This is a genomic window from Gracilibacillus lacisalsi DSM 19029, assembly GCF_000377765.1.
Classification (GTDB): domain Bacteria; phylum Bacillota; class Bacilli; order Bacillales; family Amphibacillaceae; genus Gracilibacillus; species Gracilibacillus lacisalsi.
Window position 1 is genome coordinate 34,941 of the sequence record NZ_KB898674.1, and the last position, 14,910, is coordinate 49,850.

The window sequence follows — 14,910 nt, forward strand, 5'->3', positions numbered from 1 at the left end:
TGTTGGAAGTCTCACTATATTATGAAGGCAGTGAAATCAAATTGTCTACTGAGAAGCATTATATATCATTACCTTGCTGCTTTTCATCTCTTCTTTGTTTTAACATATCTAAAACCTGGTCAATTACTTGCGGGCTTTTCTCTAACACTTTCTCATACGCTGTTGTCGATTCATTTAGTGGCAACAGCCGGACACCTTCCTTATTAGCAATGACAAATGCTGAAGGGATAATGGATACACCTCCACCACTTCCACCACCAAACGGGATGATCGATTCTGATTGGGTATCATCTTGCCCGCTTTCTTGACCTTTTTCTTGACCTTGCTGATCTTGTCCTCCCCCAGGTACAAACTCACTACCACCAGCTGCAAAACCAAATTTGACTTTTGATAAAGGAATGATCAAGCTGCCATCTGGAACTTCTATTGGTTTACCAATTGCTGTATCCACTTCGATTAATTGTTTTAAATTGGCCATCGTTAAATTCATAAATCCTTCTAACGGGTGAACATTTTGATTATTATCTTCCATTATTGTCTGGCTCCTTTTCGTATTTTTTTCATTTTCTTCATTTCTTTGATAGTCTTACTCAATTTTACCGATATCATGCACTCACCTGCTGATTGAAAAGTTTCTTGTTCAAAATCTGCTGCTATATTAATTTCAACGTCTCGTTTACTACTATAATGAGCTTTAATCCATTCAGCTAACGTAGTGATAGACACGTAAAGGTATGCTGTTATCGAGGGATCATATGTAGCAACAATCGTTTCGGTATGTAAAGCTTCCATTTCTGATTTTTTCAACAAACTTTTTACAAGATGATACATCTCCTTCATATCCACGCTTTTATCTGTTTCTAAAGATGTTAAATCGAACTGGGTGAAATCGATTGTCTCTTGATAAAATGTGAAACGTAATATACTAATTTTAAATTGGGCATTTTTATCCTCTTCATCCCATTGCCAATCCAATGATATATATACTCGTGACCTAAGAAAAATGAACAGAATAATAATGAAAAGTACAATTATAATCAATAATAAGACAATCAGCATATTCTCACCTCTTCATTATTATTTACGAGTAAATAGTAGATTAATCATAAAGTCGTAACAATCAACACAAAATAATCCAAGTTATCAATAGGATAGCTTTGGAAACCATGATAAGATGAGAATAGATACATATGCTTGTTAGGAGGAAGGAAAATGGACAACAGAAGTAAATTATATTTTTACTACAAGAAAAATGAGGAACTTATCCAAAAATTGGAGCCGTTATTTGAATATGTCGAAAATCAAGGATTTCAAATCGTAGAAGAGTCTAAAGAAGCTAATATTATCATCAGTGTTGGTGGGGATGGTGAATTTCTGCAAGCTGTTCGTCATACAAACTTTCGTCAAGATTGCTTATATGTAGGCATTACCCAAGCAGATGAATCTGGCTTGTACTGTGATTTTAATATTGACCAATACGATGAGATGGTGGAATCGATGAAAAATGACAGTATTGAGGTTCGTCGCTTTCCAATAATTGATGTTACGATCAATGGGCAGTCAACATTCCATTGTTTAAATGAAGCCGCTATTCGTTCTGCGATTATTAAAACGATTGCAATGGATGTATTTATTGATGATAACCATTTTGAACGCTTTCGTGGAGATGGATTAATCGTGGCCACACCTACCGGAAGTACGGGTTATAACAAGTCAACTTCAGGTGCTGTAATTGATCCAAAAATTCCTTGCCTGCAAGTAACGGAGCTTGCTTCTTTAAACAATAACCGCTACCGTACATTAGGTTCTTCATTTGTTTTAAATCAAGATCGAATTTTAAGTCTAGAGGTCATTCAGGATGGTAATGATTACCCGATTGTAGGGCTTGATAATGAGGCTTACTCGATAAGGAACATTCAAACATTAACGATTCAGCTAAGTGATAAACGGATTAAAACAGTCAAGCTGAAAAACAACTCATTCTGGGACCGCGTTCAACGAACCTTCCTGTAAGTTGAACGTTATCCTACTGTCATGTTGAGCGGACATTTAGTGCGTTATTTGGCGTAATATCACCCTTTTTTCGGTGTTGGCGGACATTTAATCCGTTATTTGTTCTTTTTTCGTATAGAATAGCGTTATTTTCGATGAATAGCGGAATAGATGTCCACTTGCAGCCTAAAATCGCCACTTTTATTACAAATAACGGAACAAATGTCCACACTACTTTTTACACAAAAACCAGAGGTGTTACGCCTCTGGTTTTTCGTACATCATTTCTCCGTCTACGATGGTTGCTTTTACTTCTATTTCGTGGAATCGATCAGGATCGTGTTTGAACAAGTCTTTTTCCAATATGGTAAAATCCGCTACAAAGCCTGGCTTGATCATACCTCGGTCATGGGCATGATTAATGACATAGGCACTGCCTTTGGTATATAAAGAAATAGCTTCAAAAACAGAAAGCTTTTGGTGACTACCATACACTTGTCCATCAATGTTAGATCTTCTTGTTACAGCCGCTTGAATCCCTAATAACGGGTTTACCTCTTCAATTGGTGCGTCTGATCCTCCAGCACAAGCAATTCCATTATTTAAATAGGTTTTCCATGGATAGGCATCATTCGTTCTTCTATCACCTAGCCTCTCCTTGACCCACGGGAAATCCGATGCAACAAAGGAAGGCTGAATATCCAACACAACCGGAATTTTCTTTAATCTGTCCAATAACTTGTCATTCATAATTTGAGCATGGATGATCCGATCTTTTAAACCATTATGTAATGGATACTTTTCGATACAAGCTACTATCTCCTCAACCGCCTGATCACCTATTGCATGAACAGCCACAGGATGCTCTGTTTTTCGCGCTTTTTGAAACAAAATCTCTAAATTATGTCGCTTATGAATTGGGATTCCCACATTACCTGGGTCATCGTGGTATGGTTCACTCAACCAAGCCGTTCTTCCCCCTAGTGCGCCATCCGAAAATATCTTCATTGCGCCAAGAGTAGTAAATTCTCCTCCATCACCATACTGTAAACCTTGCGCTAACATTTCATCAAAAACAAGATGATGAACTAATAGGTGTGCTCTAAATTTATACTTTTCAGGTAAAACCTTGTAATACGCATTCAATGTACGTTCAAACCCACCATAATAAGAAAGGTCTTCACTATGCCCGCCAACTAAACCTAGTCGAAGAAGATCTTCAATTGCAACTTTAACGTTTTCCTGTAACTTAGATTCTGATATTAGTGGCATTATTTCCTTCACTAATTCCTGGGCTTGATCTAATAAATATCCGGTTGGCTCTCCAGATTGATCTCGGACAATTTTCCCGCCTTGTGGGTCTTCCATTTCCCTCGTTATCCCAGCTAAGTCCAACACTTTAGAATTAACAATAAGAGCATGACGGCATACTCGGGATAAAATGATAGGATGTTCACTTGAAATATCATCTAATTCTGTTTTATCAATAATTCTGACTTCTTCCCATTGATTTTCGTTCCATCCATCTGCAATTAACCATTCCTCTGGTTCTAATTCTTGTGCTTTTCTTTCTAAAGCTTGCAATACTTCATTTGCAGATTTCATAGATGATAAGTCTAAATGTAACAATTTTTCACCATGACCAATTATATGTAAATGACTGTCGACAAAACCAGGGTACATGGTTGCTCCACTCAGATTGTATTCGTCGTCTATACTGTTCCTCCATGTATTTCTTACCTCTGATTCTTTTCCGACGCCCATGATTGCTCCATCTTCTACATAAACAGCTTCTACTATCGATGTTTCATCTTCCATTGTGTAAATTGTACCGCCATAAAAGAGTGTACCCATTCTATCACCTAGCCTAATATTCTTCTGTTGATTATGATATAACGATAGCAAAAAGTCATCCATAAGAAAAGGATAGTGCACTTTGCACTATCCTCCATTTTATTATTGATTTGCTTGACCACCCATTTGTTGTTCAGCCATTTGTACAAGACGTTTTGTGATCTCTCCACCAACTGAACCATTGGCACGTGAAGTAGTGTCAGCACCTAAGTTTACACCAAACTCTTGTGCAATTTCAACTTTCATTTGATCTAGAGCTTGGCTTACTCCAGGAACTACTAGATTGTTTGAACTGTTGTTGTTCGCCATTTGCTTTCACCTCCTCTTGACTACATTACTATCATGAACTTTTAGAGGTGAAATCATGCAAAATATTGACTGGTAGTTGTTGTTAATTCATCCAACCGTTAGAGTAAGTCTCCCAGTTCTTCTTCTTGATTATCTTTTGCTTCAATCTCAACGGTTTCAATCGCTGACAAGATTTCTTGAATATCTGGCTCAAACTCTATATTAGCTTCAAACTGCTCTACTTTTTCCAATTTTGGCTTCGTTTTTGGCTGTTTAGGTACAAATACTGTACAACAATCCTCAAAAGGACGAATAGAGATATCATACATATCTATCTCTTCTGAAATTCTGATGATCTCGTCTTTGTCCATTGCGACTAAAGGTCGAATAACAGGATAATTGGTTACAGCATTAATCGCGTGCATGCTTTCCATAGTTTGACTGGCAACCTGTCCAAGACTTTCACCAGTTACAAGTGATAAGATACCTTCTTGTTCGGCAACAGCTTCACTGATACGCATCATCATTCTCCGCATCACCGTCATGGAATAACCATGCGGAATCTCGCGATGTATTTTTTGCTGTAATGCTGTAAAAGGTACAATATGCACTTTGATCGAATGACCATAAAAAGACAGTTTTTCCGCTAAATCTAACACTTTTTCTTTCGCTCTTTCACTTGTGTATGGTGGTGAATGGAAATGGATAGCTTCCAACTGAACTCCACGTTTCATCGTTAAATAACCAGCAACAGGGCTATCAATACCTCCAGATAAAAGCAGTAATGATTTTCCGGAAGAGCCTACTGGAAGTCCAGCAGCACCTGGAACCTTTTGCGATGTTAAATAAGTTGCTTCGGAACGAATATCAACAGTAATTTCCAAGTCCGGCTGATGAACATCGACTGTAATGCCATCTATATTGGACAATAAATATCCACCAAGCACTTGATTAAATTCTTGTGATCCAATTGGAAACTCTTTATTGGAACGCTTGGTTGATACTTTAAAGGTTCTTACATTCTCGGTTTCCGTTAAAAGTTTAAGTGCTTGCTCTTTAATAGCTGTTTCCTCATTTTCTACCTTAAGTGCCACACTCATATTTTGAATACCGAATATTTTTTGGCATCTGTCCATGATTGCTTCCGGGTCCTCACCATTTAACACGATATACATGCGATCACGCTTTTTGTCTACTTTAATAGCTGGGAAATTGCGCAATGCCTGTCGGACATTTTTAGCTAATTGCGTTGTAAACAGTTTTCGATTTCGACCTTTTAATGTGAGTTCCCCATATCTAATTACTATATGATCATATTGCATTGATATCTACCCCATTACTTCACTTAATTTTTTTATAACTTCGGTTAATTTTTGAAAGAAATAATCAACCTCTTCTTTGGTTGTCTCATAAGACATACTAACACGCAAACCGGAAATTGCAATATCACGGTCTTTACCACAGGCAATAAGTACAGCACTTTCATCCGCACTCTTCGATGAGCAAGCAGACTTAGTCGAAATAAAGATTTCAAAATCCTCTAATGCATGTATAACTACTTCCGGTTTTAATCCACGAACAGAGAAATTTACTATATGAGGTGCACTTGCGAATTTTGGTGTATTGATGACAACTCTATTTAACGTTTGCAGTTGTTCCATTAATGTATGCTTTAAATTAGTTAATTTCTTATGAAGTTCTGACTGCTTTTCTTTAGCTAGACGCATCGCCTTTACTAATGAAACAATCCCAGCAACATTCTCTGTACCTGAGCGTATTCTTCTTTCCTGACCTCCACCATGAGCTAATGAAAACAACTTAACCGTTTGTTTTACATAAAGAACTCCAGTTCCTTTCAACCCATGAATTTTATGACCAGATATCGTACATAAATCCACATGACTTGCTTGAATGTTTAATGGGACTTTTCCATACCCTTGCACATGATCAACATGAAAAAATGCTTTCGGATAGCTTTGTACGACTTCTCCGATTTCTTTAATTGGCTGAATCGTTCCTATTTCATTATTTACATGCATGATAGAGACTAATATTGTGTCTTCGCGCATTTCTTTCTTTAAGTTGTCTATATCCACTAAACCTGACTCATCCACATCTAAATAGGTCACTTCAAAACCTAAAGCTTCTAAACCTTGGCAAGTTTCGATAACAGACGGGTGTTCAATAGCAGAGGTAATAATATGCTTTCCTCTATTTTGATGTTCCAGCGCAATTCCTTTAATTGCTAAGTTATTACCTTCTGTACCTCCCGATGTAAAGATAATTTCATTAGGATTAACTTCTAATAATGATGCTGCTTGTTCTCGAGACTTACGTAATAAACGTTCCGCATCCATCCCAATCCCATGAATGGATGATGCATTCCCAAAGAACCCGGTAGATGCTTTCGTAAAACTGTCTAATACTTGTGGATTTGGTTTTGTTGTAGCACTATTATCTAAATAAATCATCCTTGAACCCCTCTTTTTTCGATTAACATTGAGATATCTTATCATATTTTACCGATCGTGCAAATAAGTTATCCCTGACAAAAGTTTGCTACTGACAATAGAAAAGATATCCCTATATCAATACAGGAATATCTTCTCGACTTTACTATTCAACCTTAATATCTAACTTCGACATTATCTCATCAATGGAAACTGTATTGTCATCATTCAATTCCAAATTCATGTTTGCTAAAGATTTTGGAGCTTGTTGTGATTGTTCAGATTCAGTATCTGACTTGCTTGACTCTTGATCTTGTGCTCCAATGTCAGTATTGTCGGGCATTTTCTTTGATCTAAATATAAAATTGGTCTGTTTGTAATCATGTTTGTGTTGCACTACTTCATGTTGATCAGCGTATACATAAGCTGTCTGCCCTAGATCTAAATAAAAGAATAGAACAATTCCCCAGATGGTAACTGTCACGGTAGATAGTGCCATTACTAACCATTTCATGATGTCTTCCCACCTTTGCTATACCTAATTAGCCTTTCGTTGAAATGCTTTGTCCATCTCTTCAATTTTTGCCATGGCATTGGGATCGACTTCCTCCAATGCCTTTACCGCTGTTTCTAATGCATTTTCGTATTTATAATCTCTAAATAATTGTTCTGCTTCCGATAAATGGGAAGCTAATAATGGATGACTACTTCGATATCGATTTCCATATTGAATAGCTAATTCCACTAAACGCGCCTGATCCAGTAATAAATTAGTTTGCTCGACAAAATTATTAACGGATTTGGTTGCTTCCGCAATGCTATGTTGTACTTTCCCCATATCTAACGGATGTTTTTGTAACTGTTTTAAAACCACTTCACATTTTTCCGTTGATTCTTCTAATGCATTGATAATAAATGAAGGAATTCCTGGCATATTACTTTTCTGTAACTTCTTATCGGTATGAATTAATTGTTGCTTTAAATTAGCAATTTGTTCTTTTGCTTCCATTTCATCTTTTCTTAAATCTTTAATTTGCAATTGAAAATCTGCTTGTGCTTTATCTAACTTATCTAGCTCCTCTGAGAAAGTATCCAGTTTATCTTTAATTTCTAAATGATTTGCTCGACGATCTTCATATTCTTTTTCAATTTGTTCAAACTGATTTTCTGTTTTAGCAAGCCATTTTTCAATGCTGAGGAACAACTCAAGATCGGCCTCTTCTAGATAGTATGTTTGTTGTAATTCTTTAATTTCATTAGAAGTGCTTTCCACCTGCTCTTGAATATCGATTAAATGTTGTTTCGCATTCGGAAATTGACTTTCTACAATTGATTTTGACTTTGCTTCTTTTTCCAATAACTGAAACATTTCGTTCAGACGTTCTTCCATTTGTTCTAATGATTCTTCAATTTTATTTGTCTCACCGTTATCTAATTCTTTTATCGCACTTTTTAACATGTTTTCATATTGCTTTAATTCTTTTTCAAAACCAAATTGCTGTACCCGATAACCTTCTTCTTCCATTTCAGCCATACCTCTAAGTAAGTCTTTCATCTGCTCTGGAATTTGCTGTTTGCATTGGCGATAGATACCTGGAAAAGCACTGATTCTTTCTTCTATATTTTCTATTTCATCTTTTAATGCTTCAATTAAATCTTGTGCTTCCATATAATTTCCTTCATCTGTTAACATGGAATACTCTGTTAAGCGTTTCTCCAACTTCGTTAATTCTGATTCAAAAACAATTTCTGCTCTACCAAATTGCGTACGATTATGTAAGAGGTATTTCTTCAGTTCTTTAATTCTCGGATCTAAATCTTTAATTTCTTGTCGAACATATTTCTCTGAATTAAGCAAATGATCAAGTTCCGTATACATGTCTTCAATATTCTTTTCAATATTTTGCAAGGCTTTTTCAACATGTTGCAGATTTTTCTTCGATGCATTAATTCGAAATCTGTCGGCAGCCTCTTCTGCATCTAACAAATATTCCTCCATATCTGGCAGTTCTCTTGTCAGAATGAAGTCCCAGTTTTCTTTCCAGCTCTCAAATTTTTCTTGTGTTTCACCTGATAAATTTAACTGTTTTACTTTGGCCAATTCTGCCGTAACATTTCGATTCATAATATCCATCTTCCATGCTTCCAGGCGATCGACATTATCATAGACCTTTTTCCTAAAGATTAGTCCAATAATAAGTAATACAATAATAATAAGAATTCCACCGATCACGAATTCCAACATAAGTAATCCTCCTTCAAAACAACCGATAGCTTGTATATGTATAGTTAAATTTCCTTATATTTTTAGACGACTTTATTGTTACTTGTTATGATACCATGTTTCTACACCTTTTTGCTAAAAATTTTACTATTTTTGAATATTTTTATCGAAATCTGTTTTTTCCTATAAGTAAGTTTGATGATTTGTCACGTAAGTTAATGTGTTGTATGATAAATAAAATTCATATTGAGGAGTGGGGACATATGTTTGAAACACAAAGTTATAACGGTGCTAAACAGAAAGATTATCCAATCGTTATTAAGCAATTAGATGCCCTTTTACATGATGAACCAGATGTAATTGCAAATTTATCTAATGCATCTGCATTATTAAACCAATTTTTAGAAGATGTGAACTGGGTAGGATTTTATATTTGGAAAGACGACGAGTTAGTGTTGGGGCCATTCCAAGGGTTGCCTGCATGTGTACGAATTAAAAGTGGCAAAGGAGTATGTGGAACCGCTGTTGCGGAAAAGAAAACCCAACTGGTAGCAGATGTACACCAATTCCCTGGTCATATTGCTTGTGATGCAGCAAGCCAATCAGAAATCGTTGTACCCATTATCAAAGAGGGTGAAATTTTCGGTGTATTAGACATCGATAGTCCTAATAAAAATCGCTTTGATGAAACAGACCAGAAATATTTAGAACAATTCGTTCAAACTTTAGAGAAATATATTTAGAAAACATATTGCTATTGACATTACTCCCCTAGCATCATATAATGGACTTTGTGTAAAAAAGGTAGCCTATGTGAACCGCTGGCTGACCATTTTGTTCCTCACTGGAAAAGCGAATGTGCCCGTTCAGAAACGTATGACTTAGACTGAAGCGTAGGAGATAAAGGAATCACAACGACGAAGAAGTTGATGATGACTTATCGTACGAAGCTGAGGGAAAGACACTAGTTTCTGGGCACCCCGAGCTAGACATCTCAATAGATTCTAGCTAAAAGCTAAAGCGAGGTGCATCGAGTAACTCTCTGCTACTAGGGCGAGGATGCATGAAAACAAAATGGCTGTCGAGATAGGGACACACTGTCTTATTTTATGCAAAATTCATATATAAAGGAGAAGATGTACAATGGCTCGCTATACAGGTTCTGTATGGAAAAAGTCTCGTCGTCTTGGTATCTCATTAACAGGTACTGGTAAGGAGTTAGACAAACGTCCTTACGCACCAGGTCAACACGGACCTAATCAACGTCGTAAACTATCTGAATATGGTTTACAATTACAAGAAAAACAAAAGCTACGTTTCATGTACGGAATCAATGAACGTCAATTCCGTAGTTTATTTGATCGTGCTGGTAAAATGCAAGGTATCCATGGTGAAAACTTCATGATTCTTCTTGAATCTCGTCTTGATAACCTTGTTTACCGTCTAGGACTTGCTAGAACTCGTCGTCAAGCACGTCAATTAGTTAACCACGGTCACATTACAGTAGATGGAGGTCGCGTTGACATTCCTTCTTACCAAGTAAAACCTGGTCAGGTAATCGGTGTTCGTGAAAAATCTCAAAAGCTAGATATTATCGCTGATGCTATTGAGGCTAACACTTTCACACCTGAATATGTATCATTCGACGCAGACAAATTAGAAGGTAGTTACACTCGCTACCCAGAGCGTTCTGAGTTACCTGCAGAAATTAACGAAGCGCTTATTGTTGAGTTCTACTCTCGTTAATTTCAGAGTATATTTTTTAGCAATTTTAAAAACCCTAGAAAACTTGATCATCAAGTTTTCTAGGGTTTTTGTTTGTTTTTAGCATTATAAATGATGACCTTATATTTACATACTTTACTCCGTCAAGTACTAGAAACTCATAAACTTAAATATTTCCTCTTGTAAAAAGGACAAGATAAAATAAAAAACACCTTATTTAAGACGTCACTGTTATGACACCAAATATCCATTTCCAAATTTTCTCCACTCATTAAAAAATATGCCTTTAAGTTCCTATTAATAACCTACACATAATTTTGTCACCTGCTTATAATACAGTAATAATTATAGATAAGAATGATACAGAAAGGCTGAAGAGCGTGATTATTTTTGATAAAGAAGCTACGAACCCTGAGAACCCAGTTTTTTTGCATATACCGAAAACAGGTGGGAAGACTTTATGGGACTTATTCGAAAGACAACAAGATACTATCCATGTATGGCACAATCGATATTTTAAGGATTATCCAAAACCAGTTCGTTTTTTCACGTTTCTAAGAGACCCAGCTGACCGTGTTATTTCTACTTATTATTATATAAGAAGTTATGAACGAGACCCGTTATACCAACAAGTAAATGATATGCCCCTGCAAGATTTTGTCGAATATATGCAAAATGAAAAAATAGAAAACCAACCTTATAACAAAAGCGATATTCGTAATATTCGTTATAGAACGGTTAACCTCGCGACACGATATTTATCCGGCGGTGACTCCAATGATTTAGAAAGAGCAAAACATCATATCACCAAACACTTTGAATTAGTAGGATTTACTGACATGTATCTTGAATCATTGTTTTTCATGCATCAAATTTATGGTTGGGACATTGCATCTATTAACAGGAAAAATAAAACAAACAGCAGACCGGAGATGGATACCATTGCTCCAAACATCATTCAGTCCATTGAACAAGTCAATCATCATGATAAAAAACTATATGAATGGGCAAAGCAGCATTTCATAAAAAAGTTAAATCAACTTGATAAAGAAGAATTAACCAACTGGATCAAACAATTTGAAGCTTGAATGAAGATAAAAAATCTCCCATAGACTTACCACACTCTATGGGAAATACTGCATTCGAAATATAATAATATTTTTAATTACAATATTTGTGAAAGAAATAACTTTGTCCGCTCATTTTTGGGATTATCAAACAACTCTTCTGGTGTACCTGTTTCTACAATCTCTCCTTGATCAAATAAAACAATTCGATCAGCCACTTCACGAGCAAATCCCATTTCGTGTGTAACACAAAGCATTGTCATCCCTGATTTCGCCAGTTCTTTCATTACATCGAGAACTTCTTTAATCATTTCAGGATCCAGTGCCGAAGTTGGCTCATCAAACAACATAATTTCTGGTTGCATCGCTAGCGCTCTGGCTATTGCTACCCGTTGTTGTTGGCCACCTGATAATTGACCTGGATATTTATCAGCTTGTTCTGGGATTCCTACACGCTTCAAAAGTTCTAAAGCTAGTTTTTCTGCTTCTGCCTTAGGTTTTTTTCGCACCCATATCGGAGCAAGTGTTATATTTTTCATAACGGTCATATGAGGAAATAGATTGAATTGTTGAAATACCATACCTGTTTCTTTTCTAATCTTTTCAATATCTTTTACATCATGTGATAAGTTAATCCCATCAATAGTTATCTCTCCTTGTTGAATTTCTTCTAAACCATTGATTGTTCTTATAAACGTAGATTTTCCTGAACCTGAAGGTCCTAGAATTACTAAAACCTCCCCTTTTTTTACATCTAAAGTAACATCTTTTAACACATGTAGTTTTCCGAACCATTTATTTACATTAGCGCATGAAATTAGATATTCCTTTTGTTTTTCTGAAGTTTGAACAGATAACTGTTCCATCTAACCTACTCCTTTCTTCTTTACCGTTTTCCTACACCCAGATTTTTTTCTAACCTTTGACTTCCATATGACATCGAATAAGCAATCATCCAATAAATCACAGCTACATATAAATAAACTTCCATGATACTTCCCAAGTAGTCTGGATTTGATTTTACTGACTGAGCGATACCTAATAGATCCATTAAACCGACTATTGTTACTAAAGAAGTATCTTTAAACATGGAGATACTTTGACCAACAATAGCAGGTATTACCGCACGTAATGCTTGCGGCATAATAATGAAATACATTAATTGGACTGGATTTAAACCTAATGCTCTCCCTGCTTCTCGTTGTCCATTGGGGATAGATTGCAAACCTCCCCGAACATTTTCAGCCATGTACGCTGCTGTGAATAAGGTGGCACCTATCATCGCACTTACCACATTATTAATGGTTAAACCTTGCGGCAAAAATAATGGAAACATGAAGATGGACATAAAGAATATCGTAATTAAGGGAACACCTCTGATTGTTTCAATATATATCACACAAAAGTACTTGATAATCGGTAGTTTACTAGTCCTTCCTAAAGCTAAAAGGATTCCAATCGGGATTGATCCAACAATGGCAACGATAGATAGGATTAAAGTTAACAATAGCCCTCCCCAGACATTGGTAGACACTTTAGGTAAAATTCCATAACCGTTTATAATAAATAGAATAACTGGAAAGGATATGAACCACCCCAACAGAACGAATGGTTTTTGTTTTGGCAATTTTGGACCTGCTAAGTATCCTCCTATTACACAAACGATACAACCAACTAACCATAATTTTGTATTAGTTGAGGTAAAAGGTACCAAAGTATGAATAACCATAACGATCACTAACACACTAGACAAATGTAAGATAGTACCTTTCCATACTCCTGCCGATAATCCAAATAACAAGGAGACAAACACTAAACTTAACCAAACACGCCAAAGATATTCTAAAGGGTATTGACCCACCATGAATAATTTAAAATTATCTGTCACTACTGCCCAATCAGCTTCCGTTAATAGCCAAGTGACTATACCTTTTGTCATAAAGTAAATAACAAGTATTGAAACTAGTGTCAAAATACTGTTATACCAGTTATTAAATAATTTTTTTCTTAACCAAGTTCCTAGCCCCAGTTTTACTCCAGGAGGTGACGTAGGAGCTAGCTCAGTTTTTACCTCTGTATTTAAATCCACTAACAATCACCTCTCAACAATCTGCACTTTATTATTAAATACATTCATAAAAATTGAAGTAATAATACTCAAAATTAAATAAACGGTAATCATAATGACAATCGATTGAATCGCTCTACCTGTTTGATTATTAATGGTTTCTGCAACATAAACCAAATCAGGATAACCGGCTGCAATCGCCAAACTGGAATTTTTCGTCAGATTTAAGTATTGACTTGTCACAGGAGGGATAATAATACGAATAGCTTGTGGAAACACGACAAATCTCATCGAAGTAGAATATTTAAGCCCCAGTGCACTGGATGCTTCCATTTGACCTTTCGAGACAGACAAAATACCACCGCGAACGATTTCTGCAATATAAGTAGCTGTATAAATTGTTAAGGCTAGAAAAATGGCTAGAAAATTTTCCGAGATTATATAACCACCTTCAAAGTTGAAATTCCCTAAGACTGGTGACTCTATAGTAACTGGTGCTTGTTGTGTAAGAAGCCATGCCAATACTAAAGGAAAAACTAATCCAAGAAAAGCCCATAACAGCGGATACTGTTTTTTCCCTGATTTCATTTGAATATGAAGTCTGTACCTCCATACAATAACCGCTAGTAAAACACCAGATAAAAATAAAATGAACCATGTTGTACTACCAGTTGTAGTATGAAACCACGGAATTGCTGCTCCACGGTTGCTTAAGAAAATTGATCCAATTTTAACACTTTCTTTCACATCTGGTAATGCTAAAAAAACAGCAAAGTACCAAATTAATATTTGGACGAGTAAAGGTGTATTCCTAAATATTTCAATATAGACAGTTGCTAATTTTTGGACAAGCCAATGACTTGATAAACGACTTATACCAACAATAACACCTATGATAGTGGCAAAAACAATGCCAATGACTGATACTTTTATTGTATTTAAAATCCCTACTAATATAGCTTTCATATACGTATCTGTCGATTGGTACCCTATTATAGATTCACCAATATTAAATGAAGCCATGTTCTGCAAAAAATCAAAGCCAAGGTTAATACCTAGTGCTTGCAAACCATTTATGGCGTTATTAATCAGATAATACAAAACACCAATCAACACTGCAACAAACAATAGTTGAATCAGAATAGGTATAACTCGATTATCTCGCCAAAAAGGCGTCGACATATTCGCATCCGAATTTTTCATCATTTCAATCACCTCTGATATCGTACATTTATTCACGGG

At 35.9% G+C, this 14,910-nt stretch carries 15 protein-coding genes; 4 read left to right on the forward strand and 11 right to left on the reverse strand.

The features are described 5' to 3' along the window. Positions 1-58 precede the first annotated feature (58 nt). Entirely contained in the window at positions 59-532 is a 474-nt protein-coding gene (gene ytfJ, locus D569_RS0116625; RefSeq protein WP_018933562.1) for a GerW family sporulation protein, read from the reverse strand. Continuing rightward, the gene (locus tag D569_RS0116630) at positions 532-1,059 is read right to left on the reverse strand and encodes a hypothetical protein (protein WP_018933563.1); all 528 of its coding nucleotides are present in this window, start codon (positions 1,057-1,059) and stop codon (positions 532-534) included. The genes ytfJ and D569_RS0116630 overlap by 1 nt, the downstream gene beginning before the upstream one ends. Positions 1,060-1,212: 153 nt before the next feature. Here D569_RS0116630 and D569_RS0116635 point away from each other — a divergent pair, with 153 nt between their 5' ends. Beyond that, complete coding sequence (locus D569_RS0116635; protein WP_018933564.1) at positions 1,213-2,013, forward strand: NAD kinase; 801 nt, start codon at positions 1,213-1,215, stop codon at positions 2,011-2,013. A gap of 237 nt (positions 2,014-2,250) precedes the next feature. Here D569_RS0116635 and D569_RS0116640 read toward each other — a convergent pair whose 3' ends face one another. From D569_RS0116640 to ezrA, 6 genes are all read right to left on the reverse strand, one after another. Beyond that, positions 2,251-3,846, reverse strand: a complete 1,596-nt coding sequence (locus tag D569_RS0116640) for an amidohydrolase (protein WP_026287361.1) — start codon at positions 3,844-3,846, stop codon at positions 2,251-2,253. 102 nt (positions 3,847-3,948) lie between these two features. Continuing rightward, on the reverse strand, positions 3,949-4,155 hold the full coding sequence (locus D569_RS0116645; protein ID WP_018933566.1) for an alpha/beta-type small acid-soluble spore protein: 207 nt from the start codon (positions 4,153-4,155) through the stop codon (positions 3,949-3,951). A gap of 98 nt (positions 4,156-4,253) precedes the next feature. Continuing rightward, positions 4,254-5,456, reverse strand: coding sequence for a tRNA uracil 4-sulfurtransferase ThiI (gene thiI, locus D569_RS0116650; protein WP_018933567.1), 1,203 nt, complete (start codon positions 5,454-5,456; stop codon positions 4,254-4,256). 6 nt (positions 5,457-5,462) lie between these two features. Continuing rightward, positions 5,463-6,605: a cysteine desulfurase family protein gene (locus tag D569_RS0116655; protein WP_018933568.1), complete on the reverse strand. Its 1,143-nt coding sequence runs from the start codon at positions 6,603-6,605 to the stop codon at positions 5,463-5,465. Positions 6,606-6,750: 145 nt separating this feature from the next. Continuing rightward, positions 6,751-7,098, reverse strand: a complete 348-nt coding sequence (locus D569_RS0116660; RefSeq protein ID WP_018933569.1) for a hypothetical protein — start codon at positions 7,096-7,098, stop codon at positions 6,751-6,753. 24 nt (positions 7,099-7,122) lie between these two features. Then, positions 7,123-8,829 (reverse strand): septation ring formation regulator EzrA, encoded by a 1,707-nt coding sequence (ezrA, locus tag D569_RS0116665; protein ID WP_018933570.1) that lies wholly within the window; start codon positions 8,827-8,829, stop codon positions 7,123-7,125. 242 nt (positions 8,830-9,071) lie between these two features. Between ezrA and D569_RS0116670 the strand changes: the two genes are divergently transcribed. The 3 genes from D569_RS0116670 to D569_RS0116680 all read left to right on the forward strand — a co-directional run bounded on the left by D569_RS0116670 (position 9,072) and on the right by D569_RS0116680 (position 11,621). Further along, the gene (locus D569_RS0116670; RefSeq protein ID WP_018933571.1) at positions 9,072-9,551 is read left to right on the forward strand and encodes a GAF domain-containing protein; all 480 of its coding nucleotides are present in this window, start codon (positions 9,072-9,074) and stop codon (positions 9,549-9,551) included. Positions 9,552-9,951: 400 nt separating this feature from the next. Then, positions 9,952-10,554, forward strand: coding sequence for a 30S ribosomal protein S4 (gene rpsD / locus D569_RS0116675; RefSeq protein ID WP_018933572.1), 603 nt, complete (start codon positions 9,952-9,954; stop codon positions 10,552-10,554). 359 nt (positions 10,555-10,913) lie between these two features. Then, positions 10,914-11,621 carry a sulfotransferase family 2 domain-containing protein gene (locus D569_RS0116680; RefSeq protein ID WP_018933573.1) on the forward strand — a complete coding sequence of 236 codons (708 nt, stop codon included), beginning with the start codon at positions 10,914-10,916 and terminating at the stop codon, positions 11,619-11,621. A 77-nt stretch (positions 11,622-11,698) separates the two neighbouring features. Here D569_RS0116680 and D569_RS0116685 read toward each other — a convergent pair whose 3' ends face one another. Genes D569_RS0116685 through D569_RS0116695 form a run of 3 tightly spaced genes read right to left on the reverse strand, consistent with a single transcriptional unit; the run spans position 11,699 to position 14,874 of the window. Next, positions 11,699-12,466 carry an amino acid ABC transporter ATP-binding protein gene (locus D569_RS0116685; RefSeq protein WP_018933574.1) on the reverse strand — a complete coding sequence of 256 codons (768 nt, stop codon included), beginning with the start codon at positions 12,464-12,466 and terminating at the stop codon, positions 11,699-11,701. A gap of 20 nt (positions 12,467-12,486) precedes the next feature. After that, on the reverse strand, positions 12,487-13,689 hold the full coding sequence (locus D569_RS0116690) for an amino acid ABC transporter permease (protein ID WP_018933575.1): 1,203 nt from the start codon (positions 13,687-13,689) through the stop codon (positions 12,487-12,489). A gap of 6 nt (positions 13,690-13,695) precedes the next feature. Continuing rightward, positions 13,696-14,874 (reverse strand): amino acid ABC transporter permease, encoded by a 1,179-nt coding sequence (locus D569_RS0116695; protein ID WP_342662695.1) that lies wholly within the window; start codon positions 14,872-14,874, stop codon positions 13,696-13,698. Positions 14,875-14,910: the final 36 nt, after the last annotated feature.

What these genes read in the sequence shown, in the direction of transcription:
- D569_RS0116655 (WP_018933568.1), bottom strand. Translation starts at nt 6,605, where the DNA reads ATGATTTATTTAGATAATAGTGCTACAACAAAACCAAATCCACAAGTA.
- ezrA (WP_018933570.1), bottom strand. Translation starts at nt 8,829, where the DNA reads ATGTTGGAATTCGTGATCGGTGGAATTCTTATTATTATTGTATTACTT.
- D569_RS0116660 (WP_018933569.1), bottom strand. Translation starts at nt 7,098, where the DNA reads ATGAAATGGTTAGTAATGGCACTATCTACCGTGACAGTTACCATCTGG.
- D569_RS0116685 (WP_018933574.1), bottom strand. Translation starts at nt 12,466, where the DNA reads ATGGAACAGTTATCTGTTCAAACTTCAGAAAAACAAAAGGAATATCTA.
- D569_RS0116645 (WP_018933566.1), bottom strand. Translation starts at nt 4,155, where the DNA reads ATGGCGAACAACAACAGTTCAAACAATCTAGTAGTTCCTGGAGTAAGC.
- D569_RS0116695 (WP_342662695.1), bottom strand. Translation starts at nt 14,874, where the DNA reads ATGATGAAAAATTCGGATGCGAATATGTCGACGCCTTTTTGGCGAGAT.
- D569_RS0116640 (WP_026287361.1), bottom strand. Translation starts at nt 3,846, where the DNA reads ATGGGTACACTCTTTTATGGCGGTACAATTTACACAATGGAAGATGAA.
- rpsD (WP_018933572.1), top strand. Translation starts at nt 9,952, where the DNA reads ATGGCTCGCTATACAGGTTCTGTATGGAAAAAGTCTCGTCGTCTTGGT.
- thiI (WP_018933567.1), bottom strand. Translation starts at nt 5,456, where the DNA reads ATGCAATATGATCATATAGTAATTAGATATGGGGAACTCACATTAAAA.
- ytfJ (WP_018933562.1), bottom strand. Translation starts at nt 532, where the DNA reads ATGGAAGATAATAATCAAAATGTTCACCCGTTAGAAGGATTTATGAAT.
- D569_RS0116635 (WP_018933564.1), top strand. Translation starts at nt 1,213, where the DNA reads ATGGACAACAGAAGTAAATTATATTTTTACTACAAGAAAAATGAGGAA.
- D569_RS0116630 (WP_018933563.1), bottom strand. Translation starts at nt 1,059, where the DNA reads ATGCTGATTGTCTTATTATTGATTATAATTGTACTTTTCATTATTATT.
- D569_RS0116670 (WP_018933571.1), top strand. Translation starts at nt 9,072, where the DNA reads ATGTTTGAAACACAAAGTTATAACGGTGCTAAACAGAAAGATTATCCA.